The sequence below is a fragment of the Bradyrhizobium sp. USDA 4502 genome, from assembly GCF_054063355.1.
The window spans coordinates 1,458,374-1,474,671 of record NZ_JBSSGF010000001.1; the positions used below are offsets into that span (position 1 = coordinate 1,458,374).

Sequence of the window (16,298 nt, forward strand, 5' to 3'; positions counted from 1 at the left end):
CAGCCTGACGATTGTTTGAAGACCATTCGATTTGCAAAGGAGAGAACAATGGAGATCACGCGTCGCAATCTTGCGCTCGGCGGAATGGGTCTGCTCACCGGAGCGGCGATAGGTCGACCAGCCGTCGCCGAGGAGGGAGCTTTCGCGGGTGTCGGTCAGGGCTTGGAGGACTTCTGGCTCGCGAGCGACGCCTACATATTCGGCTATCCGTTGGTGACGATGGAGATGACGCGGAGGATCATCACCAACGTCGCGGAGCCCGTGGGCACGCGGGGGCCGATGGGCCATATCATCAAGCTGCGTCAATATCCGGACGCGTCGTTCCGTGACGTCACTGCGCCCAACGCGGACACGCTCTACACCACGTCCTTCTTCGACGTCGGCAAAGAGCCGTGGGTCCTCAGCATCCCGGACATGAAGGGGCGCTATTTCCTGATGCCCATGCTTGATGGCTGGACGACGGTGTTCCAGGTGCCGGGGAAGCGCACCACCGGCACCGGTGCCCAAACCTATGCCATCACCGGGCCCGGCTGGAAGGGCACGCTGCCGGACGGCGTGAAGGAGTACAAATCGCCCACCAATATCGTGTGGCTGCTCGGCCGCATCTATTGCACCGGAACGCCGGAGGACTACGCCGCCGTCCACAAGCTGCAGGATGAGTGCAAGCTCGTTCCGCTCAGTGCTTACGGTAAGCCGTACACACCGCCTCCAGGAAAGGTCGATCCTTCGATCGACATGAAGACGGCCGTCCGCGAACAGGTCAATCGCATGGACGCGGTGTCGTATTTCAAGCTGCTATGCGAGCTCATGAAAAGCAACCCGCCGAACGCGGCAGACGCGGCCCAGCTCGCCAAATTTGCCCGCATCGGCATCGTACCCGGGCGGGACTTTGACGAGACCAAGCTGAAGGCGGACTTCCTGAAGCGTGTCCCCGAGGTGTCATTCGACAGGATCATGCTTCAGTTCAAGGTCAACAAGGCCATCACGGATGAGAATGGCTTTGCGTTCACGACGAAAACCGGCATCTACGGGACGGACTACCTGATGCGGGCCCTGGTAACCGCGATCGGACTCGGCGCCAACCGCCCGCAGGATGCGGTCTATCCGACCTCGCAAAAGGATGCGGATGACCGCAAGTACAATGGTGCGAACAAGTACGTTATGCGGTTTCCCAAAGGCCACTTGCCTCCGGTCGAGGGATTCTGGTCGCTCACGATGTACGACAGCAGCTACTTCTTCGTGAACAATCCGCTCAACCGATATTCGATCAGTGCGCGGGAAAATCTGAAGGAAAATCCGGACGGCTCGACCGATCTCTATATTCAGAAAGACTCGCCCGGCAAAGACAAGGAATCGAACTGGCTTCCTGCGCCCGAGGGAGATTTCATACTCATGCTGCGGATGTATTGGCCGCAGGAAACCGACCCCTCGATCATCAACGGCACTTGGACGATTCCGGCCGCCAAGAAGATCGGGGCCTGAGAAACTGGATTCATGCCGGCTCCAACCGGGCCGGCATGAATCAATGTGCTACAATTTGCGGAGGCGAATCGTGCGCCTGAGCGAGCCGTACAGGTCGTTCCGCACCGCACCAAAGGGGGCGTGACATGCGGCTTCGCGGTCTTTCGATGAGGCGGCGACCAAACGGGCGAGGCAAGACACTCAGGGATGTCGGCATCGCCATGATACTGGTCATGGCGTCAGTTTCGTCTGAATCCGCGCGTGCCGACGAAAGCGGCGTCTCATATTGGCTTCCCGGCCGCTTCGGCAGCCTCGCTGCGACCCCGCAGGTCCCTGGCTGGTCGATGGCGGAGGTCTACTATCACACCAGCGTAAGTGCATTCGGCAATGCTGCGGCCGCCAGGGAGATCCAGGTCGGCAGAATCCCCGCCGCGGCTAACGTCAACCTAAACCTGCATCTCAACGCGCAGGCGGATCTCATCCTTCTCAATCCCACTTATACGTTCGCAACGCCGGTGCTGGGTGGCCAACTTGCCATCGGCGTGACCGGGCTGTTCGGACGGTCGAGCGCGGATCTTGCGGGGACGCTGACGGCGGCCGTCGGTCCGCTGGCGACAACCCGCACCGGCAGCTTCGGCGATTCGATCACATCGGTCGGCGACCTCTACCCGCAGGCGACGCTGAAGTGGAACGCCGGGGTGCACAATTTCATGAGCTATGTAACGGGAGACATCCCGGTCGGAGCATACAGCCCGAGCAGCCTTGCCAATCTCGGCATCGGTCACGCGGCCATCGATGCCGGCGGCGGCTACACCTACTTCAACCAGCAGGCGGGCCACGAATTTTCCGCGGTCGCGGGCTTCACCTACAATTTCAAGAATCCGGATACCCAGTACCAGAGCGGGGTCGACTTCCATCTGGATTGGGGCGCCTCCCAATTCCTGTCAAAGCAGGTTTTCGTTGGCCTGGTTGGATATGCCTATCAGCAGGTCACCGACGATTTCGGCCAGCACCCTGTCCTGGGAGGCTTCCGGTCCCGCGTGCTTGGCGTTGGTCCGCAGATCGGCTTCCTGTTTCCCGTAGGCGACATGCAGGGTTATCTGAATCTCAAAGGGTATGGAGAATTTGCAGCAGAGAATCGCCCGGCCGGCTGGAATACCTGGTTGACGTTCTCGATCTCTCCGATGGCGCAGACCAGCACCGTGACGCCGACCCGACGGGTCGTGACAAAATAGCAGCGCTGCTGGCGCCTTCGATTGTGCCGAGATCACGCCACTATAGGCCGCAACCGTGCCGGTGGCGACGCCCGCCGTTCGGACGCCGCCCGGCAATTTTCGCCGACGCCGGTTCGATACGCGGGCGTCGTGATTGTCAGGCCGCAGGGCCCAAGTTGCCAATGCTCGGCCGGTTGATTTCGGCCGCGTTAACCCGAAAGTGGAGTCGATGTTACCGGATACGCCGTCGGTCAGTCAGCTCTCTCAAGTGATTTCTCAAGCGGCTGCGCCCGCATTTCTGCTTGGCGCATTGGCGGCCTTTATCGCGCTGCTGATTTCCCGCCTGAACCGGATCATCGACAGATCGATTTACCTGAACCAAATTTCGGATCAGGATCAGGCGAGATGCCGGCTCAAGGCAGACCTGCCGCGTCTTGCTCGGCGCGCCACCATGATCAATCGCGCGATCTTCTGGTCCATCATGGGAAGCATTTCGATCAGCGTTGTCATCGTCGTCGGCTTTGTGAGTGCGTTCCTTCACATCCAGCACGAGCGGGGCGTTGCCATTCTCTTCATTGTTGCCGTTGTGGCTTTCATCGTGTCGTTGGTCGATTTCGCGCGAGAGGTCCGAATTGCCCTGAGCGAGTTCGATCACTACGGCTAGACGCAACGCATTGATACGTGCACGCCTTAACGCGCACGCGCGGCAAATGTCGCGAGCGCTGCCACCAGCAGCTCCGGCGCTTCCTGCGCGACGCAATGGCCGACGCCGTCGAAGGTCCAGCGGCTCGCATGCGGGATCAGCGCCGCGGCGCGGTCGGCCATTTCCTTGTAGATCGGCCATGACTGCTCGGTGGTCGCGATGCAGACCGGGCAGGCAATGTCGGAGAACCAGGGGAACGGATTACCGCGGGCGTCGCCGGTGTAGATTTGCTCCATGGCCTGGAAGATCGGCCCGAGCAGGGCCGACTCGATTTCCGGCGTACAAAGCAGCCGCATGCGGCCGTCGTCGAGCCGCGCAAAGCCGTGATGGACATAGGCCCACAGCGACCGTTCGGTCCATGGTGCGAAGGCCGGCGCGGCGCGCAGCCGCTGGAACAGATCGTCGGCGCTGTCGAACTCGGCCCGGCGGCGCAGCACGCCCTGCACCGAGCCGTTCGCGATGTCGCTGAGGCCTCCGGCGCGCGGCGCGCGCGGATCCATCGCGGTCGGCTCCGTGACATGCAGGCGCGCGAAGCGACCGGGCATCAGTCTGGCTGTGAGCAGCAGGTCGGTTGCGCCGGCACTGTGACCGATGCCGTAGATGTCATGGAGGTCGAGGCGCTCCACCACCATGCGGACGTCTTCGGCAAAATCCTGGAAGTGATAGCGATCGGCCGGCGGCTTGTGGCTCAAGCCATGGCCGCGGCGGTCGAGCGCGTAGACCGTGTAATCGGCCGCCAGCGCCTCTGCGACTTCGGTCCACACCTCCGCGACAAAGCCTGTACCGTGCAGCAGCAGCGTCGGCGGCTTGTCCGCGGCCGGCTCGCCCCATTGCGCCACCGCAACCTGTGCACCGGCATCGCCAACCAGGAAGCGCTTCGGGGCGTTCATCGTCGCTCTATCGCGCATCCTGCAGGATCATCGCCGCCGCCTTCTCGGCGATCATCGCCGTCGGCGTATTGGTGTTGCCCGAGGTGATGGTCGGCATCACGGAGGCATCCGCGATACGCAGGCCGTGCAGGCCGTAGAAGCGCAGCCGCTCGTCGACCACGGCCATCGGATCATTGGTCGTTCCCATCTTCGCGGTGCCGACGGGGTGGAAGATCGTGGTGCCGATGTCGCCGGCAGCCTTGGCGAGCGAAGCATCGTCGTCGCCGACCGAGGGGCCGGGCAGGAATTCCTCGGGATGATATTTCTCCAGCGCCTTCTGCTTCATCAGCCTGCGCGTGGTGCGGATTGCGTCGGCCGCGACCTGGCGGTCGTCGTCGGTCGACAGATAATTCGGCGCGATCGACGGCTTGTCGTCGGGAACGGACGATTTGATGCGCACGGTGCCGCGCGAGCTCGGCTGCAGATTACAGGCGCTCACCGTGATCGCGGGGAAACGGTGCAGCGGATCGCCGAACTTGTCGAGCGACAGCGGCTGCACGTGGAACTGGATATTGGCGCGCGAGCGCGTCGCGTCCGAGCGCGTGAAGATGCCGAGCTGCGACGGCGCCATGGTCAGGGGACCACGGCGGCGGAATGCGTAGTCGAGGCCCATCAGGCCGCGGCGCACGAGATTGTAGTAAGTTTCGTTCAGCGTACGCACGCCGGAGACCTTGTAGATCGCGCGCTGCTGCAGATGGTCCTGCAGATTATGGCCGATGCCCTGCACGTCGAGCACGATGTCGATGCCGAGCGGCGACAGCCATTCGGACGGACCGATGCCGGAGCGCTGCAGCACCTGCGTGGTTCCGATCGAGCCGGCGCAAAGGATCACTTCACCCCTGGCGCGCGCCTCCACGGTCTCATTGCCCTGGCGGAACAGCACGCCGGCGGCGCGGCCGCTCTCGATGACCAGGCGGTCAACCAGCACGTCGGTCTCGAGCCTGAGATTGCTGCGGTTGAGCACCGGCTTGAGGAAGCCGCGCGCCGACGACCAGCGCCGGCCACGCTTCTGGTTGACGTGGAAGTAGCTGGTGCCCTCGTTGTCGCCGGTGTTGAAATCCGGGATGCGCTTGATGCCCATCTCCTCGGCGGCATCGCCGACCGCATCGAGGATCTGCCAGGACAGCCGCGGCGCCTCGATGCGCCAGCCGCCGCCGACACCATGATGCTCGCTTTCGCCGAGGAAGTGATCCTCGAGCCGCTTGAACGCCGGCAGCACGTCGCTGTAGCTCCAGCCGGTGAGGCCGAGCTGCCGCCAGTGGTCGTAATCCTCGGCCTGGCCACGCATCGAGATCATGGCGTTGATGGCGGAGGAGCCGCCTATCACCTTGCCGCGCGGGTAGGCGAGCGCGCGGCCGTTGAGGCCGGGCTCGGCCTCGGTCTTGAACATCCAGTCCGATCGCGGATTGCCGATCGCGAATAGATAGCCGACCGGGATATGAAACCAGATCCAGTTGTCCTTGCCGCCGGCTTCCAGCAGCAGCACGCGCTTCTTCGGATCGGCCGACAGGCGGTTGGCCATGATGCAGCCGGCCGTGCCTGCGCCGACGATAATGTAGTCGAAATCACCCTCGAGCCTTCGCGGCATGTCCTCGTTCCCGGCAAGCGTCTTTTGTTGGGTTCTTATTAGTCAGACGCAGCGGGCCGACACAAGCCCGGCAGTGGATGCCGGGCGTGCGCTGGATGATCAGGGGCGGCTCGGTTCGGCCAGGGTGACCTCATGTCTCGCGCGGGGAACACAGACGATCAGCGTCAGCATGCCGATGCCGAGCATGGCGCCGACGAGGGCGAGCGGTGCGTAGATGCTCCCGGTTGCGGCAGTCATCCAGCCAATCAGGGCAGGGCAGACCGCGCCGCCGAACGAGCCGATCGCTGAGATCAGCGCGATGCCGCCGGCCGCGGCGCTGCCCTCCAGCATCGCGTTCGGAATCGTCCAGAACAGCGACAGGATCGCGAAGATGCCGATCGAGGCGACGGCGAGCAGCGTCACGGTCAGGAGCACGCTGTCTTGCGCGGCTTGCAAGGCGATGAAGCAGGCCGCCGCGACGAGGCCGCAGCAGACCACGTGCCAGCGCCGTTCCCGTGTGCGGTCGGAACTGTAGCCGATCGCCACCATGCCGATCGCGGATGCAACCGAGATCGCGCCGCTCAGCCAGCCGATCTCGGTGGTGGTCGCCACGCCGACGCGTTTCAGCAGCGTCGGCGTCCACAACAGGATGGTGTTGAGCGAGCAGAAGAACGCGAAGTAGATGAAGGAGAGCAGATAGACGCGCGGCTCGCGCAGCGCCGCCGCGAAGCTCCGCGTGGTGCCGGGAACAGCGGCGCGGTCGCGGGCGAGGTCGCTTGCGACCTGCCGCCGCTCGTCGGCGCTCAGCCAGCTCGCGACCTGCGGTCCGTCGGCGAGGTAGAAATAGGCGGCGATGCCGAGCAGCACGGCCGGGCCGCCTTCGAGGATGAACAGCCACTGCCAGCCATGCAGGCCATGGACGCCCTGCATGTGATCCATGATCAGGCCCGACAAGGGACCCGCGATGACGCCGCCGAGCGGCACCGCCATCACGAACAGGCTCGTCATGCGGCCGCGCACGCGATCCGGGAACCACAGCGTCAGATAATACAGGATGCCGGGGAAGAAGCCGCCCTCGGCGGCGCCTAGCAGGAAGCGTAGCAGATAGAGGTGATACTGGTTCTGCACCAGCGCGAGCAGCACGGTGACTGCGCCCCACAGTACCATGATCCGCAGCAGCGTCTTGCGGACACCGACCTTGACCAGCAGGAGATTGCTCGGCACTTCGAGCGCGACATAGCCGACCGAGAAGATGCCGGCGGCAAGCCCGAACACCGCGTCGTCGATCTGCAGATCGTGCAGGAACTGCAGCTTGGCAAAGCCGATGTTGAAGCGGTCGATAATCGCAACCGTGTAGCACGCCAGCAGGAACGGGATCAGGCGCCAGGCGATCCGTCCATAGAGCCGCGAATGGGCCGCATCCTGCATGAAAGTCTCCTCGAAATGATTATTTGATTGTTTGTTGGTGCCGCGACGGCGGTAGGCTCCCTCGCCCCGTTCTTACGGGGAGAGGGTTGGGGTGAGGGGCCGTCTCCCATAGACGGTGACAGCAACCCTCGCGGAGGCTCCCCCTCACCCGGAATGCATCCAGCGATGCATTCCGACCTCTCCCCGCAGGCGGGCGGGGTAAGTCGAGCCCGTTGCTCCGATCGAGTGCGCGCGGCTAGCCCGCCTTCGCGTTCGGCGGAAACTCCAGCATCGCTTCGCCGGCCGCGACCGTCTCGCCGCGCTGGTTCTGTACGGCGACGTCGACCAGCACCCAGCGTGACTTCGCGGTCGTTTGCTTGGCTTTGATGGTGCCGGCCGGGCGGATGGTGTCGCCGGGCTTCACCGGCTTCAGCCAGCGCGTTTCGAGCCTGCGATGGATCGCGCCGGCCGGAAGCGCCCAGTCGGTCAACATGCGCGAGATCAGGCCGAAATTGTTCATGCCGTGCATGATGATGCCGCCGAAATTGGTCTTGCCGAAATCGCCCTTCATGTAGTTGTCGTCGAGATGCAGCGGGTTGTAGTCGAGCGACGCATCGCAGAACAGGCGGATCGATTCGCGCGAAACCGCGAATGCCGGGCCGTCGATGGTGTCGCCGGCCTTGAGAGATTCGAAATTCGCCGGGGTCATGGTGATCCTCCTTACATCGGACGGATGGTCTGGCCGCGACCCGAGCAGATCACGTCGCCATGCTGGTTGAAGAAGACGTTGTCGTGCACCACGAACAGCCGCTCGCGCTTGATGAACTTGTCGAGTGCGCGAGCCTGCAGGGTGATGGTGTCGCCGGGGCGGGCCGGGATGTTGTAGCTCCACGACTGTCCGGCATTGACGGTGCCCGGTGAGCGCATCCAGTCGTCGGCCGGCGTGCAGGCGAACATCAGCAGGATATGGATCGCGGGCGGCGCGATCAGCCCGCCATAGGGCCCGGCCTTCGCAGCTGCTTCGTCAAGATAGAGCGGATTGGTCTCGCCGACTGCGCGGCAGTAAAGCGCGATCGCTTCCTGCGTGAGCTTGTAGGGCAGCGTCTTGCGCGGCTCGCCGGGGACGATGTCGTCCCACACCTTGCGCAGCTTCGCGTCTTTCCAGAAATCGGTTTCGAACGGGGTGGCCGCAGAACTTTCTGCTTGCGCCATCGTGCATCCTCCTGCTAGTGAGTTCGCCAGGCGAACAATTCATTCGCTGTATGAATTGACGCTAGCGCGGTCGGGAGCCCCTGACAAGCGCGCAGGGCCGCGTCATGTGCAGGCAGCCATGCGGGCTGCGATGTCGTGAGCGCGATGACGGAACCAGCTGGGCGCCCGCCATGAGCAAAGAGAGTGACGGCTTCGTGCGCGCGATTGCGCGCGGCTTCTCGATCATCGAGGCACTCGGCAAGCCGCCCGGGCGGCACACGCTGGCGGAGGCCGCCGATACTGCCGGCCTCAACCGCGCCACCGCGCGGCGTATCCTCGCGACCCTGGTCGCGCTGAAATATTGCGCGTCCGACGGACGCTATTTCAGCCTGCGGCCGCGCGCGCTCGGGCTCGGCCTGTCCTATCTCAACGCGCTGCCATACTGGGGTCATGCGCAGCGTGCGCTGGAAAACCTGCGCAACGAAATCGGCGAGTCCTGCGCGATGGCGGTGCTCGACGAGGATGAGATCGTCTATGCGCTAAGGCTGCCGGCGCGACGGATTCTTTCCGCCAATCTCGGCGTCGGCAGCCGGCTGCCCGCGCATCTGGTCTCGCTCGGCCGCGTCATGCTCGCGGCGCTGCCGCCCGGCACCCGCGAAGCCTATCTCGCGACCGGGGGCTTCAAGCAGGTCACGCCGCGCACGGTCACCGATCCGGAGCGTCTCGGCGAGTTGCTCGCGCGCGTCGAGAGCGACGGCTATGCCTGGGTCGATGGCGAGCTCGATCCGGCGATCTGCGGCATCGCGGTGCCGTTGCGCGATCCCGCGGGCGCGGTGGTCGCCGCGCTCAGCGTCAACACGATCTCGGGAACGGTGAGCGAAGCCGGCGCGCGCAAGAAGTTCCTGCTGCCGCTGCGCCGCACCGCGCAGGAGATCCGCAGCCAGATGCTGACATCAGGGTAGGGGACGGCCGTTATCGACGCCTTTTCACCCGCTCCGGACCTGGATGGCTTTCCACGCCCATGCCGAATGAATAGTCTTTCGCCTTGCTGGCCGGGTGAACTGCCAAGGAAAATCGCGGCCACGTCAAAGTGCAGATCGATTGCTCAACTTGCCGGAGAATTGCCGTGGCCGACCCAGTCCGCGCCCCTTTCTATCACGACGGAATGCGTGAGTTGCAGGACCGCTTCGACGGTCGGCGTGTCGCCGACGGCCTCGAGAAGCATCGCCTCCACTTCGAGTTCTGGGAACAGGACCGCAAGCTCATCGAGGAGACGCGCTTCTTTTTCATCGCGACCAGCTATCAGGACAACGTCGATTGCTCGATGCGTTCCGGCGATCCCGGCTTCGTGAAGATCACCGGGCCTGATACGCTTGAATTCCCTGAGTACGACGGCAACAACATGTACCGCACGCTCGGCAATATTCACCGCAACCCGAACGTCGGATTGTTGTTTGTACGGCTCGACGGCAAGACGTTTCGCACGCGCATCCGAGGCAAGGCAACGATCCACGACAGCGCCGAAGTGCTTGCCGTGCATCACGGCGCGAAGGTCGTCGTGCGCGTCAAATGCGAGATCTTTCCAAATTGCCCGCGCTACGTTCCGGACCTGATGGGCGCCTCAGCGGACGTACCGGCGAATCTGTACGTGCCTCGGCCCGGGTACGAGCCGCCCGCCCCGGAATGGAAAAGCCGGGATTATCTCAAGGACGTGCTTTCGAAGTACGATCCGCATCGGAAACGTGACGCATAGCGGACAGCCGGGAACCGCATCCGGACGAGCGAGCAAACCGCGATCAGGGCAGCGGCGCCATGTAGGGAATGCTGCCGACCAGAGCGAACACCTGCACCGCGTTGCACAGCATGCCGCCCCAATGCAGCTGGCGCAGCCGCCGCACCGCGGTGGGATCACCCGAGTCTCGCGCGTCCGCCTCAGCATCGAGCCGCCGCAAGAACCATCGGCGCGCCAGCACCGCGAACGCCGCGATCAAGGCGATGCCAAGCGCAACGGCGAACCGGCCGGCCGTGGCAAAGGCGAGCGTGCCGATCACGCCCGAAACAGTGAGCACCAGGAAGTAGGCATTGAACATGCCACGCAGCAGCCGTGTGACCGGCGGGACGTCGAGCTTCACGAGCAGGAACGCCGGCGCCGCCAGCAGGAAGTATCCCATCGGCACCAGCAGGATGATGGTGGAAAACAGGACCGCTTGATCCGGCGTCATGCAGCCGCTCCGTGTTGGAAGGCGAGAGGATTTCGGTGCGGGAAACCTGGGGTAGTATCCGTGCGGGATATGTGCCGCACTATTAGGCTTTGGTCGGATGCGATGATATCAGACCTGAGGTCTGCGCAAAGTCCAGCGAGGGACGGCCCGCATCCCGATTGCGAATGCAGGCTCCAGCCGCGAGCATGCCACATCTGTTTGGGTGGACCGGCTCTTGCATGCTAGAGATGACTTACGTCCAACCTCTGAGGCCAGAATTCTCATGCCCATCGTGAACCGCGTCGCCGATCTGCAACCCGATATCCAGGCCTGGCGCCGCGACATCCATGAAAACCCTGAGCTGCTCTACGATGTGCACCGCACTGCATCATTCGTCGCCGACCGGTTGCGCGAGTTCGGTTGCGACGAGGTCGCGACCGGGCTCGGCAAGACCGGCGTGGTCGGGGTCATCAAGGGCAAGAAGGGGCCGGCGAAGGGCGACGTCAAGGTGATCGGCCTGCGCGCCGACATGGATGCGCTGCCGATTCACGAACAGACCAATTTGCCCTACGCCTCGAAGACGCCGGGCAAGATGCACGCCTGCGGCCATGACGGCCACACCGCGATGCTGCTGGGGGCGGCGCGCTATCTCGCCGAGACGCGCAATTTCGCCGGCGATGCGGTCGTGATCTTCCAGCCGGCCGAGGAGGGCGGCGCGGGTGCCGCCGCGATGATCAAGGACGGCCTGATGGATCGCTTCGGCATCGAGCAGGTCTACGGCATGCACAACGGTCCGGGGATTCCGATCGGCTCGTTCGCGATCCGCACCGGCCCGATCATGGCCGCAACTGATGCGATCGACATCAAGATCGAAGGGCTCGGCGGCCATGCCGCGCGTCCGCACAAATGCATCGATTCTGTGCTGGTCGGCGCGCAGCTCGTCACCGCCTTGCAGCAGATCGTCGCGCGCACCGTCGATCCGCTCGACTCCGCCGTGATCTCGATGTGCGAATTCCACGCCGGCAACGCCCGCAACGTGATCCCGCAGACCGCGGAGCTGCGCGGCACCGTGCGCACGCTGACTCGCGAGGTGCGCGATCTCATCGAGAAGCGCGTGCGCGAGGTGGTGGATGGCGTTGCCAAGATGACCGGCGCCAAGATCGATCTGACCTATGAGCGCGGCTACCCGGTGACCGTCAACCATGAGGCGCAGACCGAATTCGCGAGCCGCATCGCGCGCGAGGTCGCGGGCGCATCCAACGTGCACGAGATGCCGCCGCTGATGGGCGCCGAGGATTTTTCCTACATGCTGGAGGCGCGACCCGGCGCCTTCATCTTCTGCGGCAATGGCGACAGCGCCGGCCTGCATCACCCCGCCTACAATTTCAACGACGAGGCGATCGTCTTCGGCACGTCGTATTTCGTGAAGATCGTCGAGAACGCATTGGCGGCGTGAGGCTCGCTGTCAGTCGCTGGGCTACTTCTCGACCGTCATTGCGAGCGAAGCGAAGCAATCCATGCCTCAACTCGGTGATAGATGGATTGCTTCGTCGCTTCGCTCCTCGCAATGACGGTGAGTGTGGTTGTCTTTAGGACGTCGTCATCAAGCGTCCCAGCGCACCGGCAGCGTCACCGGACCGCGGAACACCCAGCCGCGCACGACCGGCGGAGCCTCCGCGCGGAGGCGCAGATTGCGCAGGCGCGCGAACAGCATCGGCGCCACGATCTTGCCGACGGTCAGCCGCGACACCCAGGTGCCGGCGCAGAAATGCGGTCCGGCGCCGAACGCCAGATGCGATTGCTTGGGCCGCGTCACGTCGAAACGATCCGGCTCGGCGAAGCGGCTGCCGTCGCGGTTCGCGGCGCCGACGCAAAGGCCGATCTGAAGGTCTTGCGGCAGCGTGATGCCGGAAAGATCGACATCGCGGGTGACGCGGCGCGGATACATGCCGATCGGCGAGATCCAGCGCACCGCTTCCTCGAGCGCGGCCGACCACAGCTCCGGCTTTGCCAGCACGCTGTTCTTCTGCGCCGGGTTTTCCAGGAGGCCGAGCACGAGCGTCAGGATCGCGTCGCGCGGCTCGTTCAGGCCGCCGCCGATGATCACCTTGATGTTGGCGCGGATGGCCTCGATCGGCATCGGCGGATCGGCATTGACCATCGAGGACAGGATCGAGGGATTGGGCTGGCCGCGATGCTCCTCGAGCACCACGTCGATCGCGGCATCGACCTCGGCGCTCGCCCGCATCGCCTTACGCTCGATCTCGGCATCGGCGGCATAGTTGCCGGCGCCGTCGATCAGCGCCTGCGACCACTCGGCGAGGGTCTGCCAGGGCATCGCGCGAAAGCCGATCATCGCCATCAGGCTGAGCGAGGCCATCGGCGCGGCAAGGGCGGAGAACAGATCGGCCTCTTCAGTCGCCAACAAATCATCGATCAGCTTTTCTGCGATCGCGGTGAATTGCGGCGCCCAATGCTCCTTGATCGTCGCCGGGCGGAACGAGGGCTCGATCGCCTTGCGGCCGATCGCGTGCTCGGCGCCGTCCTTGCGCATGAAGGTCGGCCCCATCACCTTGTTGACCAGCGAGGCCGGATTGTCGGCCGAGTAGGTCGCAGGATCGCGCTCGATCCGCGTGATGTCGTCGAAGTGCGTCACCAGCGTCAGCTTCGCGGGCGCGACGAAGACCGCGGGCGCCATCTCGCGCAGGCGGCGGAAGATCGGATACGGGTCGTCGAGCAGATCCTGATACGCGATATCGGTGACGACAGGCACGGCGCTGGTCATTGGTCCTCCCGGAAGCGCTTTTTCGCCAAAGCTAGCCCAGGCGCGCGATCGCTCAATTCGATGGGATCGATCTGGCTCATCGAAATATTCTATGACCTTGTGCTAGGCTGGCCGCCAGTAATGCAGGGAGGTGCAGCGTGGTGGCCAATTCCTCGATCGATCCGATCGACATCGGGACTCTGCGGACCCTCGTGCTGGTCTATGACCTGCAGTCGTTCTCCGCGGCGGCCAAGCGGCTCGACGTCAACCAGTCCACCATCAGCTATGCGATCGAGCGGCTGCGCGGCGCGCTGCATGACCCACTGTTCGTCCGCAGCGGCAACGGCGTGACGGCGACCGAACGGTGCGTGGCGCTGGTCGCCTGGGCGCGAGAGATGATCGGCGAGATCGACGGGCTTGCCTCACCGGCGGAGTTCGATCCGGCGACGGCGCAGGGCAGCGTGACGATCTCCTGCAACTATCACGAACGCCAGACCCTGATCCCGCAATTCAGCGCGCGGCTGCGTGCCGGCGCGCCGCGGGTCCGTCTCGTCCTGCTCGATGCCGCGGGCCACGGCGACGTCCATCTCAAGCAGAACCAGTGCGACATCGTGCTCGGTCCGGTCGGGGTCGTCGGCGAGAGCTTCTTCCGGCGCCATATCCTCACCGACCACTACGTCTGCGTGATGGATCGGGCCAATCCGCTGGCGCGCGGCCGGATCGCGCTGTCGGCCTATGCCAGGGCCGAGCATGTCTTCATCACCCATAGCGGCGAGTGGCAGCCGCTCTATCTCGAGGCGCTGAAGGTGAGGGAAATCGAGATCGAGCCGGTGGTCAACCTTCCGAACCACGACAGTCTGGAGCGCATCATCGTCGGTACGGGTCTCGTTGCGACCATCCCGCATCATCTGGCGCGGGCGATGCGCGGCGGGTGGCATGTCGCTGCGCTGCCGTTCCGCGTGCCGATCTCGATCGACATGTACTGGGGCGCCCGGACGGCCAAATCCGGCTTGCACAAATGGGCGCGCGGCCTGCTGGCCGAGGTTGCGAAGGCCTGCGCCGCCTGAGCGAGGAGCCGGGCTGCAGGTCCAAAGCAAAAGGCCCGCACCATCGGTGCGGGCCTTTGTCCGGCGCGTTGCTGCGCCGAAAGCGTGGGGCGTCAGAACAGGTGGTAGAACACGTAGTAGAGAACGCCCGAGATGATCATCGCGGCCGGCAGCGTCAGCACCCAGGCCATCGCGATGTTGCGGATCGTGGCCCATTGCAGGCCGGAGCCGTTGGCGGCCATGGTGCCGGCGATGCCTGACGACAGCACGTGCGTGGTCGAGACCGGCAGGCCGTAGCCGTCGGCCGCCGCGATCGTCGCGGCCGCCGTGATCTCGGCGCAGGCGCCCTGCGCGTAGGTCAGGTGGGTCTTGCCGATCTTCTCGCCGACGGTGACGACGATACGCTTCCAGCCGACCATGGTGCCGAGGCCGAGCGCGATGGCGACGGCGAACTTCACCCAGCTCGGGATGAACTTCGTCGCGGCATCGAGCGAGCCCTTGTACTGGTTCAGCGTGGCGATGTCGGCAGCGGTCAGCTCGGCTTCCTTGTCCTTCATCAGGAAACGGATCGCCTCGGACGCCAGGTACATGTCGTTACGGGTGTTGCCGACCGCGTCAGCCGGGAACTTGGCCAGCGATCCATACTGGGCAACCTGCTGGCCGATGTCGCGCACCAGCACCGCAAGCGACGGAAAGGTGCCTTCGTTGATCTGGTGCTGCGCGACATAGTTGGTCACGGCCGGGCGCGGGTTGCCGATCACGTTGTAACCGGCGGCCTTGCCTTCGATGACCTTGCTGGCCGCGGTCGAGTGCGCCGTGAACAGCTCGATCTGGCTCGAGGGCATTGCGCGGTTCAGCGCATAGGCGGTCGGCACGGTGCCGATCAGGATCAGCATGATCAGGCCCATGCCCTTCTGACCGTCATTGGAGCCGTGGAAGAAGCTGACCAGTGTGCAGGTCAGGATCAGGATGCCGCGGATCCACCACGGCGGCGGCTGGTCGCCGACCGGTTCGCCGAACAGCGCCGGCGTCGCGCGCTGCAGCGCGATCTTGAGGAGGTAGAGCAGGCCGGCGGCGAGCGCGAAGCCGAACAGCGGCGACAGCAGCAGCGCCTTCGCGATGTTGGTCGCCTGCGACCAGTCGACGCCCGAGGTGCCGTCACGGCCGCGCAGCAGCGCGTTGGTGATGCCGACGCCCATGATCGAACCGATCAGGGTGTGCGAGCTCGAGGCCGGCAGGCCGAGCCACCAGGTGCCGAGATTCCAGATGATGGCGGCGATCAAGAGCGCGAACACCATGGCAAAGCCGGCACTGCTGCCGACCTGCAGGATCAGTTCGACCGGAAGCAGCGAGACGATGCCGAACGCGACGGCGCCGCTGGAGAGCAGCACGCCGATCAGGTTGAACATGCCCGACCACACCACGGCGACATGCGCCGGCAGCGAGCGGGTGTAGATCACGGTGGCGACCGCGTTCGCGGTGTCATGGAAGCCGTTGACGAATTCGAAGCCGAGCGCGATCAGCAGCGCGACGAACAGCAGGATGTACGGCAGGAACGAGGTGATGCGCGTGCCGGTGGCGTCGACATCGGCATAGATGCTGTAGGCAACGAACAGCAGCGCGGCCGCAACCACGCCCAAATAGATAACCCCGGTGAGAGGATGAAAGCCCTTGTCGAGGTCCGGACCCTTTTTCAGGGCGGGCTCGATCGAGCCGGGTAACGCCATATCGCTCATGGTAAACTCCTGTCCCAATGCTCCCGATTTTGATCGATGCATATGACAAGCAATTGAAATCCGGCCCCGCGAGATGCAC

General features: G+C 64.4%; 15 protein-coding genes. 7 read left to right on the top strand and 8 right to left on the bottom strand.

Annotated elements, in window-relative coordinates; genetic code table 11:
* The first annotated feature begins 48 nt into the window (after window positions 1-48).
* From ACVW1B_RS06490 to ACVW1B_RS06500, 3 genes are all read left to right on the top strand, one after another.
* Window positions 49-1,482, top strand: a complete 1,434-nt coding sequence (locus ACVW1B_RS06490; RefSeq protein ID WP_225163357.1) for a DUF1254 domain-containing protein — start codon at window positions 49-51, stop codon at window positions 1,480-1,482.
* Window positions 1,483-1,694: 212 nt separating this feature from the next.
* Window positions 1,695-2,696: a SphA family protein gene (locus tag ACVW1B_RS06495; protein ID WP_456781162.1), complete on the top strand. Its 1,002-nt coding sequence runs from the start codon at window positions 1,695-1,697 to the stop codon at window positions 2,694-2,696.
* Between the two features lie 133 nt (window positions 2,697-2,829).
* Window positions 2,830-3,339 carry a DUF2721 domain-containing protein gene (locus ACVW1B_RS06500; protein WP_456781161.1) on the top strand — a complete coding sequence of 170 codons (510 nt, stop codon included), beginning with the start codon at window positions 2,830-2,832 and terminating at the stop codon, window positions 3,337-3,339.
* Between the two features lie 26 nt (window positions 3,340-3,365).
* Here ACVW1B_RS06500 and ACVW1B_RS06505 read toward each other — a convergent pair whose 3' ends face one another.
* The 5 genes from ACVW1B_RS06505 to ACVW1B_RS06525 all read right to left on the bottom strand — a co-directional run bounded on the left by ACVW1B_RS06505 (window position 3,366) and on the right by ACVW1B_RS06525 (window position 8,493).
* Window positions 3,366-4,268 (bottom strand): alpha/beta fold hydrolase, encoded by a 903-nt coding sequence (locus tag ACVW1B_RS06505; RefSeq protein ID WP_456781160.1) that lies wholly within the window; start codon window positions 4,266-4,268, stop codon window positions 3,366-3,368.
* A 7-nt stretch (window positions 4,269-4,275) separates the two neighbouring features.
* Complete coding sequence (locus tag ACVW1B_RS06510; protein WP_456821365.1) at window positions 4,276-5,895, bottom strand: GMC family oxidoreductase; 1,620 nt, start codon at window positions 5,893-5,895, stop codon at window positions 4,276-4,278.
* 99 nt (window positions 5,896-5,994) lie between these two features.
* Window positions 5,995-7,302: an MFS transporter gene (locus tag ACVW1B_RS06515; RefSeq protein ID WP_456781158.1), complete on the bottom strand. Its 1,308-nt coding sequence runs from the start codon at window positions 7,300-7,302 to the stop codon at window positions 5,995-5,997.
* Between the two features lie 235 nt (window positions 7,303-7,537).
* Complete coding sequence (locus tag ACVW1B_RS06520; RefSeq protein ID WP_253609565.1) at window positions 7,538-7,990, bottom strand: MaoC family dehydratase; 453 nt, start codon at window positions 7,988-7,990, stop codon at window positions 7,538-7,540.
* Between the two features lie 11 nt (window positions 7,991-8,001).
* Window positions 8,002-8,493, bottom strand: coding sequence for a MaoC family dehydratase (locus tag ACVW1B_RS06525; RefSeq protein ID WP_028331684.1), 492 nt, complete (start codon window positions 8,491-8,493; stop codon window positions 8,002-8,004).
* Window positions 8,494-8,663: 170 nt separating this feature from the next.
* Between ACVW1B_RS06525 and ACVW1B_RS06530 the strand changes: the two genes are divergently transcribed.
* Together ACVW1B_RS06530 and ACVW1B_RS06535 are read left to right on the top strand one after the other, a co-directional pair.
* Complete coding sequence (locus ACVW1B_RS06530) at window positions 8,664-9,434, top strand: IclR family transcriptional regulator domain-containing protein (protein WP_092079392.1); 771 nt, start codon at window positions 8,664-8,666, stop codon at window positions 9,432-9,434.
* A gap of 164 nt (window positions 9,435-9,598) precedes the next feature.
* The gene (locus ACVW1B_RS06535; protein ID WP_456821366.1) at window positions 9,599-10,225 is read left to right on the top strand and encodes a pyridoxamine 5'-phosphate oxidase family protein; all 627 of its coding nucleotides are present in this window, start codon (window positions 9,599-9,601) and stop codon (window positions 10,223-10,225) included.
* 43 nt (window positions 10,226-10,268) lie between these two features.
* On the opposite strand, the gene ACVW1B_RS06540 is transcribed toward ACVW1B_RS06535, so the two are convergent.
* Window positions 10,269-10,694: a hypothetical protein gene (locus ACVW1B_RS06540; RefSeq protein ID WP_057015672.1), complete on the bottom strand. Its 426-nt coding sequence runs from the start codon at window positions 10,692-10,694 to the stop codon at window positions 10,269-10,271.
* 262 nt (window positions 10,695-10,956) lie between these two features.
* Here ACVW1B_RS06540 and ACVW1B_RS06545 point away from each other — a divergent pair, with 262 nt between their 5' ends.
* A complete protein-coding gene (locus tag ACVW1B_RS06545; RefSeq protein WP_028331680.1) occupies window positions 10,957-12,129 on the top strand; it encodes a M20 aminoacylase family protein in 1,173 nt (390 codons plus the stop codon).
* Window positions 12,130-12,276: 147 nt separating this feature from the next.
* On the opposite strand, the gene ACVW1B_RS06550 is transcribed toward ACVW1B_RS06545, so the two are convergent.
* Window positions 12,277-13,458 (bottom strand): cytochrome P450, encoded by a 1,182-nt coding sequence (locus ACVW1B_RS06550; protein ID WP_456821367.1) that lies wholly within the window; start codon window positions 13,456-13,458, stop codon window positions 12,277-12,279.
* Window positions 13,459-13,595: 137 nt separating this feature from the next.
* On the opposite strand from ACVW1B_RS06550, the gene ACVW1B_RS06555 reads away from it, so the two are divergent.
* Window positions 13,596-14,504: a LysR family transcriptional regulator gene (locus ACVW1B_RS06555; protein ID WP_456821368.1), complete on the top strand. Its 909-nt coding sequence runs from the start codon at window positions 13,596-13,598 to the stop codon at window positions 14,502-14,504.
* Window positions 14,505-14,596: 92 nt separating this feature from the next.
* Here the strand turns inward: ACVW1B_RS06555 and ACVW1B_RS06560 are convergent, their stop codons facing one another.
* On the bottom strand, window positions 14,597-16,219 hold the full coding sequence (locus tag ACVW1B_RS06560; RefSeq protein ID WP_057015669.1) for an inorganic phosphate transporter: 1,623 nt from the start codon (window positions 16,217-16,219) through the stop codon (window positions 14,597-14,599).
* Between the last annotated feature and the right edge of the window lie 79 nt (window positions 16,220-16,298).